The 23,943-nt window shown below is 38.7% G+C and carries 26 protein-coding genes; 13 read left to right on the top strand and 13 right to left on the bottom strand.

What is annotated here, in order from left to right; all coding sequences use genetic code 11:
• Nucleotides 1–98 precede the first annotated feature (98 nt).
• On the top strand, nt 99–1,016 hold the full coding sequence (locus tag HCU67_RS05640) for a nicotinic acid mononucleotide adenyltransferase (RefSeq protein ID WP_168551593.1): 918 nt from the start codon (nt 99–101) through the stop codon (nt 1,014–1,016).
• Between the two features lie 97 nt (nt 1,017–1,113).
• Here the strand turns inward: HCU67_RS05640 and HCU67_RS05645 are convergent, their stop codons facing one another.
• Nucleotides 1,114–1,953, bottom strand: a complete 840-nt coding sequence (locus HCU67_RS05645) for a helix-turn-helix domain-containing protein (protein WP_168551594.1) — start codon at nt 1,951–1,953, stop codon at nt 1,114–1,116.
• A 283-nt stretch (nt 1,954–2,236) separates the two neighbouring features.
• Here HCU67_RS05645 and HCU67_RS05650 point away from each other — a divergent pair, with 283 nt between their 5' ends.
• From HCU67_RS05650 to HCU67_RS05670, 5 genes are all read left to right on the top strand, one after another.
• Complete coding sequence (locus tag HCU67_RS05650) at nt 2,237–3,208, top strand: phytanoyl-CoA dioxygenase family protein (RefSeq protein ID WP_168551595.1); 972 nt, start codon at nt 2,237–2,239, stop codon at nt 3,206–3,208.
• A 59-nt stretch (nt 3,209–3,267) separates the two neighbouring features.
• Nucleotides 3,268–4,938 (top strand): sodium:solute symporter, encoded by a 1,671-nt coding sequence (locus HCU67_RS05655; protein WP_168551596.1) that lies wholly within the window; start codon nt 3,268–3,270, stop codon nt 4,936–4,938.
• 3 nt (nt 4,939–4,941) lie between these two features.
• Nucleotides 4,942–5,736 (top strand): SDR family NAD(P)-dependent oxidoreductase, encoded by a 795-nt coding sequence (locus tag HCU67_RS05660; protein ID WP_168551597.1) that lies wholly within the window; start codon nt 4,942–4,944, stop codon nt 5,734–5,736.
• Nucleotides 5,737–5,759: 23 nt separating this feature from the next.
• A complete protein-coding gene (locus HCU67_RS05665) occupies nt 5,760–6,209 on the top strand; it encodes a Dabb family protein (protein WP_246865703.1) in 450 nt (149 codons plus the stop codon).
• A 71-nt stretch (nt 6,210–6,280) separates the two neighbouring features.
• Complete coding sequence (locus tag HCU67_RS05670) at nt 6,281–7,858, top strand: SulP family inorganic anion transporter (RefSeq protein WP_168551598.1); 1,578 nt, start codon at nt 6,281–6,283, stop codon at nt 7,856–7,858.
• Here HCU67_RS05670 and HCU67_RS05675 read toward each other — a convergent pair whose 3' ends face one another.
• Complete coding sequence (locus tag HCU67_RS05675; protein WP_345890690.1) at nt 7,859–8,539, bottom strand: hypothetical protein; 681 nt, start codon at nt 8,537–8,539, stop codon at nt 7,859–7,861.
• A gap of 146 nt (nt 8,540–8,685) precedes the next feature.
• Between HCU67_RS05675 and HCU67_RS05680 the strand changes: the two genes are divergently transcribed.
• Nucleotides 8,686–9,690: a hypothetical protein gene (locus HCU67_RS05680; protein ID WP_210423634.1), complete on the top strand. Its 1,005-nt coding sequence runs from the start codon at nt 8,686–8,688 to the stop codon at nt 9,688–9,690.
• A gap of 3 nt (nt 9,691–9,693) precedes the next feature.
• Here HCU67_RS05680 and HCU67_RS05685 read toward each other — a convergent pair whose 3' ends face one another.
• The 6 genes from HCU67_RS05685 to HCU67_RS05710 form a co-directional block, all read right to left on the bottom strand.
• Nucleotides 9,694–10,272, bottom strand: a complete 579-nt coding sequence (locus tag HCU67_RS05685) for a DinB family protein (protein WP_168551600.1) — start codon at nt 10,270–10,272, stop codon at nt 9,694–9,696.
• Nucleotides 10,273–10,285: 13 nt separating this feature from the next.
• Nucleotides 10,286–10,993: a membrane or secreted protein gene (locus HCU67_RS05690; RefSeq protein ID WP_168551601.1), complete on the bottom strand. Its 708-nt coding sequence runs from the start codon at nt 10,991–10,993 to the stop codon at nt 10,286–10,288.
• A gap of 3 nt (nt 10,994–10,996) precedes the next feature.
• Nucleotides 10,997–11,233, bottom strand: coding sequence for a DUF1059 domain-containing protein (locus tag HCU67_RS05695; protein ID WP_168551602.1), 237 nt, complete (start codon nt 11,231–11,233; stop codon nt 10,997–10,999).
• A gap of 93 nt (nt 11,234–11,326) precedes the next feature.
• A complete protein-coding gene (locus HCU67_RS05700) occupies nt 11,327–11,806 on the bottom strand; it encodes a c-type cytochrome (RefSeq protein WP_168551603.1) in 480 nt (159 codons plus the stop codon).
• 75 nt (nt 11,807–11,881) lie between these two features.
• Nucleotides 11,882–12,841 (bottom strand): YheT family hydrolase, encoded by a 960-nt coding sequence (locus tag HCU67_RS05705; RefSeq protein ID WP_168551604.1) that lies wholly within the window; start codon nt 12,839–12,841, stop codon nt 11,882–11,884.
• Between the two features lie 37 nt (nt 12,842–12,878).
• On the bottom strand, nt 12,879–13,853 hold the full coding sequence (locus HCU67_RS05710; protein ID WP_168551605.1) for an NAD(P)H-dependent flavin oxidoreductase: 975 nt from the start codon (nt 13,851–13,853) through the stop codon (nt 12,879–12,881).
• Between the two features lie 100 nt (nt 13,854–13,953).
• Here HCU67_RS05710 and HCU67_RS05715 point away from each other — a divergent pair, with 100 nt between their 5' ends.
• From HCU67_RS05715 to HCU67_RS05725, 3 genes are all read left to right on the top strand, one after another.
• Nucleotides 13,954–14,424, top strand: coding sequence for an acyl-CoA thioesterase (locus HCU67_RS05715; protein ID WP_168551606.1), 471 nt, complete (start codon nt 13,954–13,956; stop codon nt 14,422–14,424).
• An 87-nt stretch (nt 14,425–14,511) separates the two neighbouring features.
• Complete coding sequence (locus HCU67_RS05720; RefSeq protein WP_168551607.1) at nt 14,512–16,413, top strand: hypothetical protein; 1,902 nt, start codon at nt 14,512–14,514, stop codon at nt 16,411–16,413.
• Between the two features lie 28 nt (nt 16,414–16,441).
• Nucleotides 16,442–17,650: a DUF763 domain-containing protein gene (locus tag HCU67_RS05725; protein ID WP_168551608.1), complete on the top strand. Its 1,209-nt coding sequence runs from the start codon at nt 16,442–16,444 to the stop codon at nt 17,648–17,650.
• Between the two features lie 43 nt (nt 17,651–17,693).
• Here the strand turns inward: HCU67_RS05725 and HCU67_RS05730 are convergent, their stop codons facing one another.
• The 5 genes from HCU67_RS05730 to HCU67_RS05750 all read right to left on the bottom strand — a co-directional run bounded on the left by HCU67_RS05730 (nt 17,694) and on the right by HCU67_RS05750 (nt 20,771).
• Entirely contained in the window at nt 17,694–18,596 is a 903-nt protein-coding gene (locus HCU67_RS05730) for a DMT family transporter (protein WP_168551609.1), read from the bottom strand.
• Nucleotides 18,593–18,946 (bottom strand): arsenate reductase family protein, encoded by a 354-nt coding sequence (locus tag HCU67_RS05735; RefSeq protein WP_168551610.1) that lies wholly within the window; start codon nt 18,944–18,946, stop codon nt 18,593–18,595. Before HCU67_RS05735 ends, HCU67_RS05730 begins: the two co-directional genes overlap by 4 nt.
• A 23-nt stretch (nt 18,947–18,969) precedes the next feature.
• Nucleotides 18,970–19,572 (bottom strand): short chain dehydrogenase, encoded by a 603-nt coding sequence (locus HCU67_RS05740; protein WP_168551611.1) that lies wholly within the window; start codon nt 19,570–19,572, stop codon nt 18,970–18,972.
• A gap of 16 nt (nt 19,573–19,588) precedes the next feature.
• Nucleotides 19,589–20,287, bottom strand: a complete 699-nt coding sequence (locus tag HCU67_RS05745) for an aspartate/glutamate racemase family protein (protein WP_168551612.1) — start codon at nt 20,285–20,287, stop codon at nt 19,589–19,591.
• Nucleotides 20,288–20,465: 178 nt separating this feature from the next.
• Nucleotides 20,466–20,771 (bottom strand): ArsR/SmtB family transcription factor, encoded by a 306-nt coding sequence (locus tag HCU67_RS05750; RefSeq protein ID WP_168551613.1) that lies wholly within the window; start codon nt 20,769–20,771, stop codon nt 20,466–20,468.
• Nucleotides 20,772–20,831: 60 nt separating this feature from the next.
• Between HCU67_RS05750 and HCU67_RS05755 the strand changes: the two genes are divergently transcribed.
• The 3 genes from HCU67_RS05755 (at nt 20,832) to gdhA (ending at nt 23,941) form a co-directional block, all read left to right on the top strand.
• The gene (locus tag HCU67_RS05755) at nt 20,832–21,293 is read left to right on the top strand and encodes a DinB family protein (protein WP_168551614.1); all 462 of its coding nucleotides are present in this window, start codon (nt 20,832–20,834) and stop codon (nt 21,291–21,293) included.
• A gap of 29 nt (nt 21,294–21,322) precedes the next feature.
• Complete coding sequence (locus HCU67_RS05760) at nt 21,323–22,477, top strand: cystathionine gamma-synthase (RefSeq protein WP_168551615.1); 1,155 nt, start codon at nt 21,323–21,325, stop codon at nt 22,475–22,477.
• 120 nt (nt 22,478–22,597) lie between these two features.
• Nucleotides 22,598–23,941 carry an NADP-specific glutamate dehydrogenase gene (gene gdhA, locus HCU67_RS05765; protein ID WP_168551616.1) on the top strand — a complete coding sequence of 448 codons (1,344 nt, stop codon included), beginning with the start codon at nt 22,598–22,600 and terminating at the stop codon, nt 23,939–23,941.
• The last annotated feature ends 2 nt before the right edge of the window (nt 23,942–23,943 follow it).

A 23,943-nucleotide genomic window follows, 5' to 3' on the forward strand; every position in this document is an offset into this window, starting at 1 on the left:
TTCTAATTATTTCTAACATTAATAACTGATTATCAGGGATTTATAAAATTTGGCACAACTCTTGAAATATTCCTTATGAATCAGAAAACCAAGAAGTTATGAGAGCAAAAAAATTACTATTCGCAGTATTTGGAATTACACTTTTAGCAAGTTCATGTTATACCGAAGTTATTTTGGATGATGATATTATCGTAAGCTCGGCAATTGAAACTGACCTCGCATTACAATCCTATGATTTGTGGTATATAGATTTAAATGCGACCCAGGGTTCTGGAGAGGTACCCTTCATGGAGCGCGCCTTTACTTTATCATTCGTAAATGGGTTGGTTTATGCCAACAATAATATGGTCGGGTTTGGAAAAACTGGTGACGGATTAGGAATCGACGTTGGTGCGTATTCAACATTTAGTGGTGTTGTGGATTTGGACCATGACATCGATGGTGCCTGGACTTTTGATGTATACGCTATAAACAATAGAACATTGGAGCTATATAACCGTAGAACAAATACTTCCTATTTTTTAAATGGGTATCAAACTCGAAATTTTGACTATGATAGGCTGTTCTATGAAAATTTGGACTATTTCCTTCAAGAATATGAAGTCTGGGAGAAAAGCTATACCAGCGAAATTGGTGCAGTGAATGAATTTGATGAGGAGAATTTTTTGCGATTTTTTCCTGATAATGGAGGTTACTTTCAATCTTCTGTAGATTCTCCTGGTACCCCAATAAGCAGTTTACAGTGGGATTATGAAGGTGATTACGGTGTTTTCGATACCAATGATGCTACATTGAAAACTTTAACACTCGATTATGACTACCTGGGCAATGATTACTTTGAGCTCTACGTTATTAATGACAGTACAATCGAATTGTATCACGTACCTAGCGAAACGATATATGAATTCACAGGTAGAGGGTACATTCAATACCTGAAGTCAGTTGATAAAGTTGGCAAGAAGCGGTCTAAGGTCAAAAACAAAAAAATGAACGTTTCGCGCAAACGAAAAATGTAAGAATTAGCAACAGTCTACGACTGTAATACTATAAAAGTTTTTTGGTTGGTTATTTAGTTAGAATCGCCTCGGAGCAATTTGCTCGAGGCGGTTTTTTTTATAATCTTTTTTTGAATGTTGACGGGTTTTCTCCGGTTACTTTTTTGAATACCCTTGTAAAATAGGATAGGCTTTCAAAACCAGATTCGTAAAACGTTTCTGTAATGTTCTTTCCGGAAAGGAGCAGTCGTTTTGCTTGGGTAATTCGGTATTGGTTTAAGAAATTTGTGAAGGTGGTTCCTGACTCCTTTTTAAAATATCTGCAGAAGGCCTCATTGCTCAAATTCAGAATACTTGAGGCTTCATCAACACTAATTTTTCGCTTGTAATTCGCACTTATGAATTCATATATTTTTTGAAGGCGTAATTGTTTGTTCTTAAGTTTTTCAGATACAATTGGTTTTTCATGCAGCAATTCAAATTCATTCGATTCTGATAACTCTTTCAGAATGCCAAAAACTTCAAGTAGCTGGTCAAAAGAATCCATACTGTAAAGTTTCTTCATCCGTTTGCCAATTTTGGCTTTGGTATTTCCGTAATACGCAATTCCATGCTGTGAATTTTCCAGGGTCTTACCAATTTCAGGTAACTCTGATATTTGAGGCAGCACAGTTTTACAAAATTGGGTGTCAAAGTGAAGTACTTCTTTGCGATATGCTGTTTTTATGCCGTAGTCAAAGTTTAAATGGGGAACATAAGAACCTATTAGTACAAGATCACTGCTTTTAAAATTTGAAATATGTTCACCGACATGACGCGTACCGTCTGCACCTTCTATATATACCAATTCATACTCAGGATGAAAATGCCAAAAAAAAAGATCGTTCAATTTAGGGTCGTGCAATAACCGAAATGAACGCTGTTCATTTGGATGAATATTTTCTAATTGAACTTTCATGTCTTTAAAATTTTTAACTGGCTATAATTAGTTTATTTAAAAATTTTAGAACCCATGCGACCACTCGTTACACTCGCTCTCTCATGAATTTATTTTTATCAGTCTACTTTTTGAAGTTTCTGATAAATAACTTCATTTTCGTTTAATTTTAATTAAAATAACAAAAATAAACTCAAAAATAGATTAAAATATCAATATAGTTCAAATTTCTGTCAAAATCCTTCTTGAAATAGGATGTTTTCGCATATAGTTTTGTCCAAGAAATAATTAAAAAGTAAGCGATATGAATCAAGATGTAAATGTAGAAATGGCCAATAAGGCGCATGAAGAGATACCTGGAAATCCATCGACTGCTACAAGTAGTAAGATAAGATTGAATGATAGAAGTAACGGAGAGCCATTACGTGTTTTATCTGAGGAAGACTGGAACTTTTGGATTCATAACGGATATATAGTTATAAAAAACGCCATCCCTAGAGAACAGGCAAAAGCAACAGCAGAATTTCTATGGGAGTTTGATGAGAAGGATCCGAATAATCCAGAAACATGGTATGCAGCTCCAAGAGCCGAAATGAAGATGAAAGAATTGACCGGAACGGGCATGGTTGAAGTCTACAACAACCAATTTCTGTGGGATAATAGACAAATGCAACGGGTATATGATGCCTTTGTAGACGTTTGGGGCACTGAAAAGTTATGGGTTACCATTGATCGCGCCAATCTCAATTTCCCACAAAGACCTGGTGAAAATAAAAAAGGATTTATTCACTGGGATTATGATCCAGAAACCAAGCCGCAAAATGTTCAAGGTGTATTGGCCTTGGCCGACCAAACTGATGAAAACATGGGGGGCTTTCAATGCATACCCTGGTTGTATAGAAACTATGAAACCTGGAAGCTCACCCAACCTGAAGACAGAGACCATTTTCAACCAGATGTAACCGGTTTGGAAAATAGAATCGAAAAAGTAAAAATGGAAGCAGGTGATTTGTTGATTTTTAATAGTACCCAACCACATGGTATTCGTCCAAACAAATCTGGTGATAAAGTACGGATTGCGCAGTACATATCAATGATGCCCGCAGAAGAGGATAATCAAGAAATGCGCGATTGGAGAATTCACTCTTGGAAAAATAGGGTTGCCCCAGAAGGGTATGCTTTCCCAGGTGATCCACGAAATTGGGAGCAAACCAAATATGATACCGCAAAACTTACCGAACTCGGAGAAAAACTATTAGGTTTGAAAAATTGGTAATCAAAAAACCAAGTTAATTGAAGTGTTTAAATGCACTTCTCCAACCAAACCTTAACTATATGAGTTCTACAATGAGTATTTGGGATATTGGGATTATCCTATTCTATTTTGCCATAATTCTTTGGATTGCTAAATGGGCATCAAAAGGAAATAAAGAAGGAAGTGCCACTGACTATTTTCTAGCCGGTAAAAACCAAGGCTGGTTGGTAGTTGGGGCTTCCCTTTTTGCGTCGAATATCGGTTCTGAGATAATTCTTGGGGTTTCCGGTGCGGGAGCAAGGGCCAATATGCCCATGGCCAATTTTGAAATTATTGCATCTCTGGTGTTGATTCTTTTAGGTTGGGTCTTCGTTCCTTTTTATCTAAGAACAGGAGTGTATACGATGCCCGAATTCTTGGAGAAAAGATATTCAAAGGCCTGTAGAAATTACTTATCGGTAGTTTCAATTCTAGCCTATGTTATTACCAAGATTTCACTGATAATATTTGCGGGAGCTTTGGTTTTTGAAACTATCGGTGTTCCGTTTTGGACAGGAGCAATAATAACAGTTATCGCTACTGGTTTTTATACTGTTTTGGGGGGTCTCAAGGCTGTTATTTATACTGATATGGTTCAAGCGGTCATCTTATTGCTTGGAACTATTGCCGTCACGTCTTTCGGTCTGTATCAACTAGGGGGCTGGAGTGGACTTATGAGTACTTTAGAAGTAGCTGCCCAAACGCCCGGCAATCCTCCAGCGGAACGTTTCTTCAACCTTTGGCGGCCAATGTCCGATACGGAATATCCTTGGACTGGAATGCTCTTCGGAGCACCCATTTTAGGCGTTTGGTATTGGTGTACAGATCAATACATCGTACAGCGCACGCTCTCTGCAAAAGATGAATCGAATGCTCGAAAAGGAGCTTTGTTTGCAGGGTATCTAAAGTTGTTACCTGTTTTCATCTTTTTTATTCCAGGGGTTATTGCCTATGCGTTGCTCCAAAATGGTGAAATTAATTTTGCTTTGGACAATGCAGATCAGGCACTGCCAACCATGATTACAAATTTCTTGCCTGTGGGGCTTAAAGGATTGGCCATTGCTGGATTGCTGGCTGCATTGATGAGCTCGCTTTCATCAGCTTTTAATTCAAGTTCAACATTGTTGACCATTGATTTCTATAAACAATACCGTCCCAATTCGAGTGATAAAAGTTTGGTTCGATTTGGGCAACTTGCAACTATCATTCTTGTAATCGTTAGTTTGGGATGGATTCCATTTATGAGAGCCCTTATGGGCGGAGGTATTTTTCATTATTTACAGAGTGTACAAGCGTATATTTCGCCACCTATTGCTGCTGTATTCTTGTTTGGGTTGTTCTATAAATGGATAAATGCAAAAGGCGCAATAGTTGCCTTATGGTCAGGATTTATTATTGGCATTTTAAGGTTGGTGACTGAATTTATGGCAAATGAAGGTATTCTTCAGGTGACTAATGGCACCTTACTGGCCTATTTTTTAGAGATAAACTTTCTGCATTTTGCTTTGGTCTTATTTATTTTCTGTGCCTTAGTTCTTGCCTTTGTCAGTCGATTCGGTAAACCCAAATCTGACGAAGAATTGGCCTTGGTGACTTTTCAGAATAAAAAGTCAAAATTCAAATGGTCCCAAGATGCTACTTTAACGGTTCTATTAGTGGTTTTTGTACTGGTTTTATGGGCACTATTCAGTCCGTTAGGTTTAGCAGGATAGTTTATGGATTTACAGTTAAAAGGTAAAAAAGCATTTGTTTCGGGTTCAACTGCCGGTATCGGATTTGCCGCTGCCCGCGCAATGTTAAGGGAAGGCGCTGAAGTTTTAATCAATGGGCGGTCAGAAAAATCGGTTCAAGCCGCACTTTCAAAGCTGAAAAAGGAATTTCCTCACAACTCCATTACCGGATTTGCTGCTGATTTTGGTGATTTAACACAAACTCAAGACTTGTGTAGTTCAATTGATAATGTAGATATTCTGGTAAATAATGTGGGTATCTATAAATCAGAGGACTTCTTTGAAATGGATGATAAGGATTGGTTTGAACAATTTGAAATAAACGTGATGAGTGGTGTTCGCCTTTCCAGATATTTTCTTCCAAAGATGTTGGATAAAAACTGGGGGCGTATTCTTTTCGTTTCTAGCGAGTGCGCTGAACTGGTTCCGCCAGATTTATTGGCGTACAGTATGACGAAAACAGCAATGGTCTCTGTCGCAAAAGGACTTGCACAATTAACCAAATCAAGCGGAGTTACAGTCAATTCCATTATGCCTGGTTCAACCTTATCTGAGGGTGCTGAACAGTTTTTAGAAGATGAAGCGGCAAAATCAGGAAAAACGAAAGAAGTTGTTGAAGCAGATTTCTTTAATGAGGTGAGAACATCATCCCTTTTGCAGCGATTTGCCACTGTGGAAGAAGTTGCAAGCACAATGACCTATTACTGCAGTCCTTTATCATCAGCAACAAATGGAGCAGTTGTAAAAGTCGATGGCGGCAGCACGGGCGGTTTGATTTAAAAAAAAATTAATTAAACAATAAAATGACACGGAACCTAAAAATTAGTCTCGTAATAGCGTTGACAATTGCACTTGGTGCTTGTATGGGAAAAACTGAAAAAGAAGTAAAAAAAGAGATTGTAGAAGAACAAAAAGAAATTGCAATAACCAACCCTATGGAAGATGAGAAGCTGTTAAGACATGTCGTGATTTTCAAGTTCAATGATGATGCACCTGAGGCCGAAGTTGAAAAAATAAACAAGAGCTTTGGTGAGTTGCAGAATCACATTCCGGTAATCCAAGATTTTGAATGGGGATTAAATGATAGCCCAGAGGATTTTCATCAAGGATTTACGCATTGTTACTTCTTGACGTTCAAATCAGAAGAGGACCGGGATAGTATTTATACCCCGCATCCAAAACATCAGGAATTTGTTGCCAGTCTACAACCATACCTTGAAAAGGTGTTTGTAGTTGATTACTGGGCGAATTAATCGGAAAATCTTCAGTTTTTAAGCGTTACTTTGGGATATTAGGCTAATTTTGCCGGCTTCAAAACGAAGCAATGCGCAAATATTTAAACCTATTTGACTTTAAACAAAAAGTCAACTACCGCACAGAAATCCTTTCGGGCCTAACAGTAGCTTTAGCTTTGGTTCCCGAAGCTATAGCCTTTGCCTTAATACCTGGATTTTCGCCATTAACGGGATTATACGCTGCTTTCGTCCTAGCCTTGGTTACATCTATTTTAGGTGGACGGCCAGGTATGATTTCAGGGGCCACGGGAGCAGTTGCAGTTGTCTTTGTTGGATTGATTTTAGAATTGAAAAATACCTTTCCAGGTATTGAGCCGACGACTATTCTGAATTATGTATTTGCAACCGTTATCATTGCTGGGCTATTACAAATATTGGTAGGGCTTTTACGTTTGGGTAAATTCATTCGATTGGTTCCTCACCCTGTAATGTTTGGGTTTGTAAATGGTTTGGCCATCATCATATTCATGGCTCAGTTCCCTAACTTTTATGATAAGGCCACCGGCAATTTGTTATCTGGTAGTGCACTCTACATAATGTTGGGTCTTACTGCTTTGACCATGCTTATCATTTGGGGGTTTCCAAAATTGACCAAGGCGATTCCATCTTCTTTACTTGCCATTGTGGTAGTTTCAGCGATTGTTCTCGGTTTTGGAATAGATACCCTAACAGTTGCTGATATTATGCCAGAAGGGGAGAGCATTCAAGGAGGGTTTCCACCACTATCTATTCCACAATTACCCTTTACTTGGCAAACTTTCATGATAATACTACCCTATGCCGGTATTGTCGCAGGTGTTGGCTTGATAGAAAGCCTATTGACCTTAAATATTATTGACGAGATTACTGAAACCAGAGGTAGGGGCAACAAAGAATGCGTTGCACAAGGCACGGCCAATATCTTATCTGGTTTTTTGTCTGGTATGGGGGGGTGTGCCATGATCGGTCAAAGTTTGATCAACACTTCATCAGGTGCGAGAGCAAGACTTTCAGGAATCACCGCTGCAGTAATGCTCCTTGTTTTTATAATGTTTGGAAGCAGTTTAATTGAGCGCCTGCCAATGGCAGCTTTGGTAGGATTAATGTTTATGGTTGCTTTGGGAACTTTTGAATGGGCCAGTTTTAAAACGTTCAGAAAAATGCCAAATTCAGATGTTATCGTTATGGTACTGGTAACACTGATTACTGCCATTACCCATAATTTGGCCGTTGCTGTTTTATTAGGAGTTATCATATCTGCGCTGGCTTATTCATGGGAAAATGCCAAGCGTGTTCGAGCTCGAAAACACGTTGATGAAAACGGAGTTAAGCATTATGAGATTTATGGGCCTTTATTTTTTGGCTCCACAACTTTGTTTGCAGAAAAGTTTGACGTGCAAAACGACCCAGCAGAAGTAATAATCGATTTTCAAGAGAGCAGGGTGGCAGACATGTCTGGTATAGAAGCACTTAATAAAATCACGGAGCGCTACAAAAAGGCCGGTAAAAAACTGCATCTACGACATTTGAGCAGGGACTGTATTCGATTGTTGGCAAATGCAGAAGATATTATTGATGTTAATGTGTTGGAAGACCCAACGTATAAGGTGGTAGCAGATAAGTTTTAGCTATCTATCAAATTTAAAGCCTTCTAATTTGATATCGTCCAGACCTTTATTATCGAAAGGATATTCCAAATGGTCTTGAATGTTGTAAAGTGATATTAGGATGAACTCAGTGAGCACTACAACAAAATAGGCGATGAATTGGTCGTGCCCTTTACCAATGTGAAAAATTATTGTGGGGCTATAAATAGCTGGAAAGATGTAAATAAAAACCTTGCAATAGGCTTTAAGACTTATCGGTGTGCGATGGGTATGAATAGCAAAAAGGTTATCAATGGCTTCATGCAAATCACTCATGAAACGAAACATTTTTTCCCGAACGCTTTTTCCAATTGATTCCTTATTATCAATTATAAATTGATATACGCTGTTAATATGTGAATCTACATCTTGTACATCAGCATTGTGGTTTTCAAGATGAACAATTGTTTTTTCACTGATATTATTTAAAATACCTTCAATTTCTTCTCGCTTTTCCGAAATAATAGTATCACTGCTCATTATAAAATAATACAAGGTTTTCAGTGCACTTCGAAACTGGCTTAAATGCTCCAAGGCCTTTTCACGTCTACGAAAAGATCCTCTAATGGTAAAGACCAAGGGAAATATTATGGCAATACTTAATAAGGTAAGGTCAATATCAAAACTGATATCATAGTAGTAACAAACAAAGACCGCAATCACTGAAATCAGGGTTACGATTAAGGTTCGATGGTTTATAGTTGATAGGTATAGCTTGATAATCAGAATTTTAATATCTTTCTAAAGACCAATACAATATCGTGAAAAATCAAAAAAACCAAGCATTATTTTTAGTGTTCTTCCTTTCGATGGCACTTGTTTTTTCACAAAATAAGGAGCAACCAAAGATTTCGAAACTATTTCGAACAGATGATGTTCTTAAGCTTCGTTTAAATTATTCCAACAAGGATGTCAAGAAAAAAACAAATGACTCGACATACCTTAAAACAGAGTTGTTTTATTTCTCTCAAAAAGATAACGATTGGAAGTCTCTAACAACTAGGATTAGAGCTCGTGGTAACTTTCGGCTAGAACATTGCTACTTCGCTCCTTTAAAAATGAGAATCAAAAAAGATGAACGCAAGGGTACCGTATTCAAAGGCAATAAGAAATTAAAAGTTGTATTGCCATGCATGAAAGAAAAGGAAGCTAACGATAATATCATTAAAGAATACATGGCGTATCAACTTTACCAGCATGTGTCGCCTTACCATTTCAAAACTCGATTATTTGAGGCTGAACTGTTGGAACAAAAGAGTGGTAAGGAAAAAGCACACCAAGTCAAAGGTTTTTTTATTGAAGACTTGGATGGAGTAGTTGAACGATTCGAGTGCAATGAGCAGAAACGTACGGTACATCCATTACAGCAAGACGGTTTGTGTTCTACGAGAAATGCTTTCTTTCAATTTATGATAGGTAATACAGATTTTTCAACCGGTTATCAGCATAATGAAAAATTGATTTTTGTAAATAAAACCAATGTTCCGGTTCCATATGATTTTGATATGTCTGGTCTCGTAAATGCCAGCTATTCAAGGGTTTCGGTTGTTGGTAATGACGAACTACCGATTGAACACGTCAGTGAACGCCTTTATAGAGGTTTCAAACGGGATCGCATTGTTTTTGAAACTGTACGCAAGGAGTTTTTAGATAAAAAGGAAGAAATTTTGGCTACAGTTGATAGTTTAAAACCATTATTTGAGAGTAAAAACAGCTTTGAGAAAGCCAAACTATATCTTCTTGATTATTTCAAAATTTTGGCAAATGATCACAAGTTCAATGAGCAAATCGTTGCCGTGGCTAGAACCAAATAGCAGTTATTCTTTGGTCTTGCCCATAAAAACACTTACTCCTGGTGCAATAGGATTTCCAGAAGCCCTTCGCATCAATACAATCTGTCCGGCGTGATAAATAGCATCGGCGATGGGCCCATTTAGCATATGCCAATATGGAAATTCTACAGCTCCTTCTGCGCGCTTGAAAATAACTTTATAACCCTCAAAGTCCTCAGCCTTTTTATCGACTACCAATTCACTTGCTTTTTTTAGATTTTCAAGGGTCATTTTTCTCAAATCCTCATAAGAATAGTCTGAAAAATCTATTGGTCTGGCATTTGGTTCGTTCATTGGGGCGTTTACTATGGTCAATGATAGGCCATAAAGATGTTGCAGCGTTTCCAGAACGGTTCTGCCATCCGTTGAAGGCCTGTAATTTAAATCGTTCTCAGTAAGATCTTTAGTTGCCCAATAGTACCTATAACCCAAGCCATCAATCATGCGAGCAACAATATTTCCAGAAGAATAATCAGATGGATACTCGGGTATTTCGTGATAGGGCAGTGCTTGAGAGTTCATGGAAATTGTAAATAGAAGTAATAGGAACTTAAAAAGTTTCATAATGTCTTAAAAATTATTGGCGTAGACTCCAAACTTCATAAATAGGAGCACCTTTACTACTCAAACCTGAATGATGCCAATCGCCATCTTTTAGTTCGTATTCAAATTCCAAGGAGGCACCTACCCTTGTATCATCTCGAGAAAAGAATTCAATATTCTCAGCATACTTGCCATTAATAGTGGTGTAGGTTCCACCCCCAGTGCCCATAAATTCTTTGGTTTCGGTGTTATAGGCAATCCACTGAAATCGTGTGCCCGAAAGTATTTTCATGGTTTTTCGTGGTCTATTGGTGTCCCGTTTTTGTAATTCTCCATCACGCATTCTACCAGATATTAACCATGCTCCAGCTAGATTTCCCGGATTCCCATCATCGATTCGTTTCCAAACCAATGGAACATCTTTGATTCTAAGTTCATCACCAGAAAGTTCAATCTCAAATGAGGTAGTACTCCCCACGCGCTCAGGATTTTCAGTATCAAACTCTATGGTTTCAGAAATAATATTTCCTTCCCTTGACCAACTACCACCATTTGTTCCTTTAAAAGCTCCCGTGTTTGCGTCATAAAAAGTTCCAACTTGATACTTATCGGTTAAAATCACCACACTCCGTATTTCGTTTTCACCCATGGTTCCTGTTGCCTCCCAAGCTCCAATCAATGATTGGGATTGTACTGTAAGGAAACCTATCAATAAGGCGAGTAAACTTATAATTTTTTTCATGGTTTAGTTTTGTGGTAATTGCTCAAATTCTCTCCGTTTACTTGTAAACCATTCCTGCATGGCGTTGGGGTCCTGCATTAGATTTTGCATTTTTTTCATGGCTTTAAGGTGTCCGAAATCTTGCTTTTGGAACATTTCCATACCATGCTTCTTACTCATTTCGGCTATTTCTTCAAAAGTCTCAGCTGTGAATTCCAATTCACAAGCGCCACCCAATTGGTTGCAGGTCATTGTCTTCATTGAACTCTAAAGGTTAGATTAGAGTTGAATTTACAAAAAAAGCCGTTCCCTAAATATTGGGAACGGCCTAGATTTGTATCGTTTTCAATTACGTTATAATGTTCGAAGGTATTCAGCAAGTTCCCTTGCTTGTTCTTCGGTAAGGTTTTGATTCAACATTATGGCATTGTTGTATTCTTTCAACAATGCTTTGGCAATGGGGTCTTCTTTCAACATACCATCAGGGTTAAGCATCATGTTCATTACCCATTCTGGACTTCTACGCTCATAAACACCAGCCATTGCAGGACCTATCATTCGTTGGTCAGCCATATGGCAAGCAACACAAATCGCATTGAACTGTGCTTCACCACGAGCGGCCATTTCTTCGTCTATCTCATCGGCAAAAGTCACCTCTTTAATTGGGCCCACCCCTTTGTTGTCAAGGTCAATGGGAACACCGCCACCTTCATCCGCTTTTTTCTCCTCTGTCTTGGTACGGCTCACTTCAAAGCCTTCCTCTTTCTTTTCCTTTTTGTCGCCGCAGCTGGTAATAAATGCACCAAGTGCAATAAAGAGCAGTAATTTTTTCATGCTATTCTAATTAGAGGTTAAATATAAGGAAAGTTGTGAGGGGTTCCGAACTCAAATTGTAAATCTCACAAAAGTCTAATGCAATGAGAAAAATTCCAAGGCCCGTGATTCTGAATAACTGATATTTTTTTTGCCCCAAAAACCAACATGACCACCGAAGGCAGGAACCTCTAAATGCAATTTTGGGTTGTATTCGGCCTCATGATAAGGATAGCATTTTGAACCTAGGAACGAATCATTTTTTGCATTAAGAATAAGACTGGGAATGTTGATTGACATTAAAAATTGTTGACAACTACATTTTTCATAGTAGTCGTAGGCATCTTTGTATCCATGCGCTGTTGCTGTGTAGGCATCATCGAAATCTTTTAAAGTGACAATTCCTTTTATTTTTTCTTCTGTAATGCGTTCCGGAAATTGTTTTTGTTTTAAACGAAGTTTACCCAATAGATGTTTTTTGAAGCGAGCCGAATACAAGACGTTTTTCGATTGGAGTAGTTGATCACAAGCGTCTTTTAAATCACAAGGCACTGAAACGGTTACTGCAGCTTTTATTTCCTTAGGAATTTCGTTTCCTTCACCTAAATATTTCATGATGAGGTTACCACCAAGACTGTATCCTTTTAGATAGATGCTATCATACGCTTTTGTTTCTAAGACATGTGTTATTACAGCAATCAAATCTTCTGTTGCGCCAGAATGGTATGAACGGTATAATAGATTCGGTTCACCACTGCAACCCCTGAAATTTACGGCACAGGCATCGTAATTCTTTAGGTTTAGTCTTTTTGCACTTCCGGTGATGTAATGTCGTTGGGCATCACCTTCAAGACCATGAAGAAGAATAACCAATTTTTTAGTAGGGAGTACACTTTCGCTCCAATCCAAATCAAGAAAATCGCCATCAGGTAAATGCAACCGTTCACGGGTTTGTGTCAATCCATTTACCTTTCTGAATACACCGGAATAGATGGTAGAAAAATGCCCGTTTCTAAACGGAAAAGGAGGGCGGTAATTTGAAGGTACCAGAGGCATACGAATCCATTTTTACTCCTTCAACAAAGGTAACTCCTTACTTAGGAAAAACCTCAAGCATTTTATACTGTTCCTCAATGGCATTTTTGAACTCCGATTTCAAGGTTGCTACCAATTCTGAAACTTTTGGCTTGTCATCTATCAACGCTGAGCCTTGGCCTGCAGACCAAATTGTTTTCCAGGCCTTTTCTTCGGTGTTCATTTCTTTGCCAAAATCAATCTTGCGGTCCTTTTTCAAATCTTCTGGAGTAAGCCCTGCATTTTGTAAACTTTTGGACAAAAAATTGGCATGCACCCCTGAAATGGCGGCCGTATAGGTGACATCGCTGGCACCGGCATCAATAATCATATCTTTGTATTCTTCTGGAGCTTTTGCCTCCTGAGTATTTATAAACCGAGTACCCATGTAAGCTAAATCAGCACCCATTTGCATAGCTGAGGCAATGTCTCTTCCGGTACTAATGCATCCTGATAAAATAATGGTCTTTTCAAAAAATTGCCTGGTCTCTGCAACCAAAGTCATTGGATTTATGGTGCCTGCGTGGCCTCCAGCACCAGCAGCTACTAGAATCAAACCATCAACACCTGCGTCTGCTGCCTTTTGCCCATGTCGTTTTTTGATGACATCGTGAAAAACCAGTCCGCCATAACTGTGAATGGCGTCAACCACCATTTTTACTGCGCCCAAAGAAGTTATGATTAGTGGAACTTGATGTTTAACACATAATTTAACATCGGCCTCCAAACGTGGATTGGTATTATGAACGATAAGGTTAACACCGAAAGGAGCGGCTTTTTTTCCGGTTTCTTCCTCCCAACTTTTAAGTTCCGATTTTATTTGGATAAGCCACTCTTCAAAACCTTCGCTTGTACGTTGATTTAAGGCGGGAAAAGTTCCGACAATGCCATTTTTACAACATTCAATGACCAATTCAGGGCCAGAAATCAAAAACATTGGTGCAGCAATTGCGGGTAAGGAGAGTTCAGGAATGAATGATGCTTTTTGGCTCATAACGTAAATTTAGAAAATTAAAGAGGTGGTAGTAACCCACGAATTTCAAATCTATGCTATTTTTATTACATATTATGCATGCATAATAAATTTGAATCTGATGTTTTACAAAGAGATAGATATTCGTTGGAGTGATATAGATGCCAATAGACATTTAGCAAATACGGCCTACAGTGAATTTGCAACCCACACTCGTATAGAATTTTTGAATGGTATTGGCTTTGACCAAAAATTTATGGCCGCAAACCAAATTGGACCGGTAATGTTTTATGAACATGTGTATTATTTTAAAGAGGTTTTTGCAGGAAGGATAAAAGTGTCTTTAGGCCTCAAAGGGCTGAGTGAAACAGGAAAATTCTTTGAATTTCATCATGATTTTTATGATAGTAGGGGGAGAAACATTGCAAGACTAGAGCTTATGGGTGGTTGGATGGATTTAAAAGCTCGCAAGCTAAGAGACCTGCCACCTGAAATTTTGTCAAAATTTGAGCATGTTCCTAAAGATGAAGACTTTAAAATCTTAAGAAATGCTGACACTAGAAGGTTTGTGAAAGTGCCAAGGGATTTATAGTCTAACTCCCCAATATAGACCATAGGTATTGAACTCTGTAGATTCAACTATGGTATCGATTATCTTTAAGGTCTAAACAAAATGGAAATGTTTAAAAACCAATCCCACAGGCTTTTTGTACTATTTCTCTTAACCATTATTGGATGCCAGGAGGTGCCGACCATTAGTAAACATGCAGAAACCGATTTTTTCAAAGGCAGTATGGTTGAAAGTCAGTACTTCAAAATTTCGGGTGAGAAGGACCAAGTTATAGAAGGCCTTAACGGAACTATTTTGGTGCTCCCAAAAGGATGTTTTTTAAACTCTTTTGGTATTGAGGTAGATGGCGAAATAACCATTGAGCTGGCAGAAGCATTGCGGTTGGAAGATATGATTTTGTCAAATTTGACCACCATGTCCAACGGGCAACTATTGGAAACAGGCGGGATGATATATTTAAATGCTACTTCAAGGGAAAAACAACTGGTCATAAATCCTGAAAAGCCAATTTATATCGAAGTTCCCACTGCCGAGATTAAACCTGATATGATGGTATATAAAGGCGTTCGGAACGAAAAAGGAAATATGAATTGGGTAGAACCAAAAGCTATTCCAAACTATTTGATTCCCTTTGATTTGGAAGTACTTGATTTCTTACCAAATGGTTTTCAAGAAGAGGTTGAACAAGGATTGCCCTTCGGCAAGTTCAAAACCCCTTCCAAAACTGTAGTTGATAGCCTATACTATTTTCAAGAAGCCTATTTTAAAAATACTCTTCAAAAATTGTATGATATTTCCGATTTGCCCAATGAGCCCCAATACGATTTTACACTTGAAGGGGAACAGGTTAATTCCCTTAGCTTGCTGAACAATGGAGGGTCAAGCAATGCATCTGAAGAAGTCGATACTTTGGTTTACTCTAATCATGGGGTAAATCCATCAAAAATCAAGGCAATACGGAATAAAATTTTTGAGAACACCTTAATTGCCACAAGGGAATTTGAACAGCGCCTTCAGATAATTTATAAGGTATGTAGGCCCGATATCTTGGATTTGTACACCAATAACCTTGACAAAAATATGTGGGAAATCGATAGTTTGGTCGTAGAAGTCTTGGCTGGGGATCGTTATCAAGACGCATTCCTATCCTTCAAAGAAGAACGTAAGACGAAGGTTCGCGGTTCTTCAAAAAACGGGAAACTATTGAGTAATTACTACAGAAAACAAGTGCAAAAGGCTGAAAATGAAAAAGAAAGATTATTAAAACAATTAACAAGAAAACATGATCGAGAGCAGAAAAGCTTGGTAAAAATAAAAAGGCGCTATCAAGAAATTCTCATAAAAAGGGAACGCTACCGAATGCTTTCTTATGGCTTTACTCAAACTGATATGGGATGGGTGAATATTGATAAGGGGACTGGTGAAAAAGAGTGGGAAGAACAAAACTTAACTGTAAAGGTCCAGAATGGCCAGCAGTATGACCAACTTTTCACTTATGTGTTCTATAAATCCATAAGAAGTTTATATCGACTAAGCTCTCAGGATATGCAAACATTTTATGTTGGTAACGCAAATTCCCAAAGCATGCCAATTCCCAAACATAAACCAGCAATAGCTGTTTCTGTAGGGTATGAAGGGGAAACACGGTTTTTGGGGACTACAACATTTGAAACAACAGCTCAAAAAGAAATAAGTTTGGATTTAAAAAAGGTTTCAAAAAATGAATTGCAAGACGCTCTGGCCGATTTTGAGAATAATGGGAAAGAAAACAGCATAAGAATTGATTTGGAATTTGCAACAAGACTTCAAACCACCAAAAAGGAAAAACAGACACTTGAAAGGGCCTATAACTTTTTAAATAGATTAAAGAGGCGTTCTTTCCCTTCAGATAGTTCTTTTTTACGGTTCGATGTGGAGTATCAAATTGACTTACAAGTTGACACTTGTCTTTCCGGGTCATGGGTTCGAGAGGTTGTATTTCCTGAAGAAGTGCCAGAAGAAAAAAATTGAATAGAATCACTGATTATAATAGTTGACCATGCCCCGCTCCGGAACAGCAGATTTAACCTTGCATGGTGGTCATGTGCCACCTTGGCTCTTAAACAGAATGAAGGGCTTGGCCTTGCCAATGGTCGAAGCCATTATTCAAGAGCATGGCAAAGCTGGTTTTATCGAACGAATGGCGCATCCATTTTGGTTTCAAAGTTTCGGTACGGTTATCGGTATGGATTGGAATTCTTCAGGTGTTACCACTACCGTCTTGAAGGTACTTAAACAGGTAATAACTCCTGTTTCGAAACAATTGGGTATTTATGTTTGTGGAGGAAAAGGGAAACATTCCCTTAAAACGCCACAAGAGTTGCTAAATGTTGGTATGCAGACCGGCCTAAATGGTGATGAACTAGCCAAGGCAAGTAAGTTGAGTGCCAAGGTCGACAATACTGCCCTTCAAGATGGGTTTCAACTGTACATCCATAATTTTTTGGTAACGGATGAAGGGGATTGGACGGTAGTTCAACAGGGGATGAACAATAAAAATGGAAAGGCAAGACGCTATCATTGGCATTCAGGTAGTGTCTCAAATTTTATCAAGGAACCTCATGCAGCCGTCTGTGGCGAAAATCAAGGTAAAATTCTGAATTTGGTGCATAAAAATGCTGAGAATACCCAGAATTCAATACTCGAGATAACCAAAGAGCATCCAGATAAAATAGCCAAAGAATTACCACACCTCATTGTGCCGAGCTACCACAATATCAAAGCTAAAGATGTGGACCTAAAGCGAATGGGGAGCATTTTATGGTTGGCCCAAGAAAATGAGACCCAAAAGTTTGAGGATTTGTTATTGCTTAAAGGACTTGGACCAAGAACCTTGCAGAGCCTGACCTTGGTCAGTGAGGTGATTTACGGTACGCCCTCGCGATTTTCAGACCCTGCGCGTTTTGCTTTCGCCCATGGCGGTAAAGATGCAACACCGTTTCCAGTGCCTACCAAAGTCTACGACAAAACCATCTCAACCATGAAAACCGCGGTCGAAAAGGCCAAGATTGGTCATTCAGATAAACTCAAGGCCATTAAGAAATTATCAGAAATGGCCCAAAGGGCTGAAAAAGACTTTGTCCCTAATCAGAATTTTGAGGCTCTAGTGAGAAAAGAAAATCAAGAATCCCATAAATATGGAGGTCGAAGTGTTTTTGGGTATGCCAAACCACCTAAAGGAAGACAATTGGATTTATTTGAGGATTAATACCAAAAAGACCCTTTTGAGTCAAGACAATTAGCTTTCTTCCTTACTTGTCAACTGGCCTAGCAATGGTCCTTCGACTTGCCAAGTAAACTCCTAACAGCACCAGAATTGCAGCTAAAATTTTTACGGTTGTTAAAGTGTCCTTACCAGTGAGCAAAGCGAAAAGAATTCCGAAAAGCGGTTGAACATAAATAAAAGCACCTACAGTACTGGCCCTAAGTTGCGTCATCGCGAAAATATTGAATAGGTAGGTGCAAAAAGTGGTGCCGAGAATAACAAATGCAACTACACCATAAACCCAAAGCGGCATCGTGCCCCATTCAATTTTTAAAAAGTCGCCAATAGTTATTGGTAAATTGATAATAATAGCGATAGTGAAAAGCCATTTCATTAAGGTGAACGGATGGTACTTTTCAACCAATTTTTTCGCAACAATTAAATAGGCCCCATAGGCAGTGGCATTTACTATAAAAAGAGAGTTGCCCAAAGGTATGTTCGGAGCATCTTGTCTTAATTCAGCTCCAAAAAGCACTAATCCCAGGGCACCAATAAATCCCAAAAAAATGCCCAAACCTTTGTTAAGGGTAATTCTTTCCCTTAAGAAAAAAGCAGAAAGAACAACAACAATAATGGGACTAATGGTTACCAAAACTGCGCTATTTATTGGAGTTGATAATTGCAGCCCCTTAAAAAATGACAGCATGTTGATTACCATTCCTAAAAGTGCGGCGACCAACATTCGGCCCCAATCCCGTCGTTCTATTTTTTCTTTAGGGCCAAAAAAAGAAATTCCCCAAAAAAGTATCGCGGCACCAACAACCCTAAGAAAAATAAATCCAAAAGGAGTAACATAAGTTGGCATGACTCCTTTGGCAATGGTATGGTTAATACCATATATGGTAGTTGCTCCAATGGCAGCCAAAAAGGCTAGTGTTCTTTTACTCATCCGTGTAGGGCGGCCCTAGCGCCTTCAACCTGTTTTTTGGCATTGCCGATGAAAATCTGGTCTTCTACCACTACCACAGGTCGCTTTAAAAAGGTATAGTGCTCCAAAATGAGATTTTTAAAATCATCCTCAGCTAACTCCTGGTTATTTAGCCCACGTTGACGGAACAACATCGCTCGACGGCTGAACAACGACTCATAAGAATCGGTCAATGCACGCATTTCTTCCAACTCGTCAGGGGTAACTCCCTTAGATTTAATTTCCCTCAGTTCTATATCATCAAGAGGTTCCAATTCCTTTAAAATTTTTTGACAGGTTTTGCAGGTTTCTAAGTGGAATATTGTTTTCATTTTCAATTAAGTTTTAGCTAATTCTATTCGTAAATACGGATTATTTGACCGTGGTCCTTACCCATTACACTTCTAACATATCCGTTAACTACTTTATTCATTGATACTGGATTATGACCAGGAAAGTAGTCTCTATACTTGTCGACAGCATCTTCTACCAAGCCTGCCGAGACCACATTGAGTCGTAGTCGACCAATGAGCTCTAACGAAGCTGCTTTTACAAAGCTATGAATTGCCCCGTTCACCATTGCAGCACTTGCGGTTTTTTCAACCGGATCGTCTGCTAAAATTCCGGTGGTGAGGGTTATGGAACCATTTGAGTTTAGATAGGATTGCCCTATTCGAACAATATTAACCTGTCCCATTAACTTACTTTCGAAACCTATGTAATAGTCTTCTTCTTGTAGATTTTTAAAAGTGTCCCATTTGGCTTCTCCTGCAATGCAAAGAATCGCATCCACTTTTCCCACTTCTTCGAACATCTGCTTAATTGATTCACTTGATTTGATATCTACCAACAGGTTTCCACTATTTCTTCCTGCAATTAATACTTCGTGACCCTTATTGAAATAGGCACTAACTTTTTTTCCAATAGTGCCATTGCCACCAATAATTAGAACCCTCATTTGTTAGGATTGAGTTTTAAATTGAATTTATTGCGGCTTCCACAGCTGCTCTTGAATGAATCATGGTAGTGTCAAAAGAGTGAACTGGGATTTCACCTTCTGGAATCAATATGGGCAATTCAGTACAACCTAGAATAATACCTTGAGCACCATTTGAGATTAGGTTGCCAATAATGTCCAAACATTTGTTTTTAGAAGATTCTGAAAAATCACCTTTGGCTAACTCATTGTAGATCATGTATTGCAGGGTATCGCGTTCTTTTTCGTTGGGGATCAAAACTTCAAGACCGTAACTATTTTTAAGAATACTTTTATAAAAATCTCGTTCCATGGTAAACTTGGTTCCCAAAAGGCCAACTTTGCTTAAACCTATTTTTTTAATGGCATTACCTGTGGCATCTGCTATATGAACAAAGGGAATTGAGATAGCTGCGGTAACATAATCACTTACCATATTTATAGTATTCGAGCCAATGATAATGAGGTCAGCCCCGGCATTTTCCAATCGTTTGGCCTCTATGGCCATCAGTTCGCCGATTTTGGTCCAGTTGTTTTCAAACGAAAGTTTTTCGATTGGAGCAAAATCAACAGAACTCATTAAAATTTTCGCCGAATGCGACCCACCCATTTTCTCAACTACGAGTTGATTTAAAAAATCATAGTAAAACTTTGAAGATTGCCATGTAAGGCCCCCTATCAATCCAATTGTTTTCATCGTTTTCATTTGGTTTTTGACATTTCTTCCGCTCCTGTAATTTTTATTTCTAAAAACCACTTTTTTATTCGATTTTGTAAGGTTTCCGTCGTACGAAAATCTACTTCGGTGGTATTAATTGTACATGTTGAATTCATATTTAAATATCGCTATTTATCGATTTATTATTTTAAATTTTTTATAATTCTTCTTTTATTGACTTAATGTAGGCTTCTATTACTTTTTCATTTCTTCTATAGTAGGTCCATTTGCCATGACGTGTAGGAATAACCAGATCAGCATTCTGCATGGAATTCAAATAGGTTGAAATGGTTGACTGTGAAAGTCCCGCCTTATCCTGAATGTACCCTACACAAACCCCATCATCAAAATGGTCAATGTCTTGATGTGGCGGAAAATTCTCTGCTGGCTTTTTAAGCCATTGAAGAATTTTTACCCTCGTTTCATTAGCCAGCACTTTACTTATTTCAACTATATTCACCATGTAAAATTAATTAAAATATTTACATATCTAGAATATTAGATATGTTTTAACAGAACTTCCATGCAACAGCTTTCAATTATTGTAAATCAAAACCGCAAGATTCTTTACAAGTACCTAACAGGTTTGTCCGATGATGAGCTTTTCACAATACCCAAAGGTTTTAATAATAACATATGGTGGAACATTGCCCATGTTGTGGTGACACAACAAAAATTGGTCTACGGCCTCAGTGGTTTACCCTTGAATATCTCACAACAGCTTGTAGAAGATTACCAAAAGGGTTCTTTTCCCAAAGAAAAACCCAACCAAGAAGAAGTTGAAGAAATCAAGAGGTTACTTTTTGAACTTCCTGAAAAAACGCAGGCCGACTATGATGCTGGGTTATTTACCAATTTTAAAAGTTACATGACCACTCCGAAGGTCGAGTTGAACAGCGTTGAAGATGCAATGGCGTTCAATGTTTTTCATGAGGGTCTGCATTTGGGAAGTATTATGGCAATTCTGCGCGCGGTAAAAGCGTAATTTTGCAACCGAATTACGAACAAAGCTAAATGAGCAAAAAAGACTTACGATTTAACAGCAAAACTATTCACGGGGGTCAACATCCTGATGCGGCTTATGGCGCAGTTATGCCTCCGATTTATCAAACTTCTACCTATGCCCAGACTACGCCTGGTGGTCACAAGGGATTTGAATATTCCAGAAGTGCAAACCCGACTCGAACAGCCTTAGAAAATGCATTGGCCAGTATTGAGAACGGAACTTATGGACTGGCATTTGCCAGCGGGTTATCGGCTATTGATGCAGTCATAAAACTCTTGGAACCGGGTGATGAGGTAATTTCTACAAACGACCTCTATGGCGGAAGCTACCGACTATTTCGTCAGATTTTCGAAAAATTCGGAATTACTTTTCATTTTATGGGCATGCAAAGCGTTGACGCCATTGCCGAAAAAGTGAATGGAAATACGAAATTGATTTGGGTTGAAACACCTACAAACCCAATGATGAATGTTATTGATATTGCCTCAATTTCGAAGTTGGCAAAGGATAAAGGATTGTTATTGGCCGTTGACAATACGTTTGCAACACCTTATCTGCAAAGACCTTTGGATTTGGGAGCAGATATTGTGATGCATTCCGCTACCAAATATTTAGGTGGGCATAGTGATGTTGTTGTTGGTGCTTTAGTGGTTAAGGATAAAGACTTGGCCGATAAGCTCTATTTCATTCAAAATGCAAGTGGCGCCGTTTGTGGTCCGATGGATAGTTTTTTGACCCTTCGTGGTATTAAGACCTTGCACGTACGCATGCAAAGACATTGCGAGAATGGTAAGATAATCGCAGAATATTTAAAAGATCACCAAAAAATTGAAAAGGTTTACTGGCCAGGATTTGAGGAACATCCCAACCACGACATCGCAAAGACACAGATGGATGATTTTGGTGGAATGATTTCGTTTATACCCAAAGGCAGCTCTTTTGAGGATGCTGTGAAAATTGTAGAAAACCTCAGGGTTTTTACTTTGGCAGAATCATTAGGGGGTGTCGAAAGTCTTGCGGGCCATCCAGCTAGTATGACCCACGCTAGTATTCCTAAAGTAGAGCGCGAAAAAAGCGGTGTAGTTGATTCATTAATAAGGCTAAGTGTTGGTATTGAAGACGCAGAAGACCTTATTGCTGACCTAGAGCAAGCAATAGGTTAAAGATTTGACAAAATATCGCAGTCAAATTATATAAATGACATAATTTTGCCGTTATATTTTTAATTTGATAAAAAAGGCCCCTTTTTTAGGGTTTCTAATTAACAACTTACCAAATCCTTTATGGAAGCAAAAATCAAAGCATTTATGGATGAGGTGAAGACCAGAAATGGTCATGAACCCGAATTCATTCAAGCGGTCCAAGAAGTGGCCGAAACTGTAATTCCTTATATCGCAAAGCACGAAATTTACAACGGTAAAAACATTCTACTTCGAATGGTAGAACCAGAGCGGTTATTATCATTTCGTGTGGCTTGGGTTGATGATGATGGAGAAATTCATGTGAATAGGGGGTATAGAATTCAAATGAACTCGGCAATTGGTCCATATAAAGGAGGTTTACGATTTCATCCAACTGTTAACGCAAGTGTTTTGAAATTTTTGGCTTTTGAACAGGTTTTCAAAAATAGCTTGACCACCCTACCAATGGGAGGTGGAAAAGGAGGTTCAGATTTTGACCCGAAAGGTAAATCCGATGATGAGGTAATGCGTTTTTGTCATGCTTTTATGTTGGAGTTGTGTCGCCATATCGGTCCGAATACAGATGTTCCTGCGGGTGATATCGGTGTTGGGTCTCGAGAAATTGGTTTCCTTTTCGGTGCTTATAAAAAGATACGAAATGAATTTACTGGAGTATTGACAGGAAAAGGACGTTCTTGGGGTGGATCACTTATCCGTCCGGAAGCTACGGGTTATGGTACTGTTTATTTTGCCGATAGTATGCTAAAGACCAAAAGTGACTCTTTCGAAGGCAAAAAGGTTGTAATCTCAGGCTCAGGAAATGTAGCGCAATTTGCAGCTGAAAAAGTTCTTCAACTAGGTGGTAAGGTTTTGACCCTTTCTGATTCAGGTGGATACATTTATGATAAGGATGGTATCGATGAGGAGAAATTGGAATGGGTGATGGATTTGAAAAATAACCGTCGTGGTAGGATTTCTGAATATGCAGAGAAGTTTTCAAGTGCAGAATACCAGAAAGGGAAAACACCTTGGGAAGTACCATGTGATGTGGCCTTACCTTGTGCCACACAAAATGAGTTGAACGGCGATGATGCCGCTACTCTTTTGAAAAATGGATGTATAGCCGTTTCTGAAGGTGCTAATATGCCATCAACTCCTGAAGCTATTCATGCCTTTCATGAAGCAAAAATACTATTCGCTCCAGGCAAAGCTTCCAATGCAGGCGGTGTTGCTACTTCAGGATTGGAAATGTCTCAAAACTCACTTCGTATAAGCTGGACACGAGAGGAAGTTGACGAGCGATTGAAGGCCATTATGAACGATATTCACGAATCATGCATTGAATATGGTACCGAAGAAGGAGGTTACTGTAATTATGTAAAAGGAGCCAATATCGCCGGTTTTGTTAAGGTGGCCGACGCCATGCTTGCCCAAGGTGTGATATAACC

This window comes from Croceivirga thetidis (assembly GCF_012272815.1).
GTDB classification, from domain to species: domain Bacteria; phylum Bacteroidota; class Bacteroidia; order Flavobacteriales; family Flavobacteriaceae; genus Croceivirga; species Croceivirga thetidis.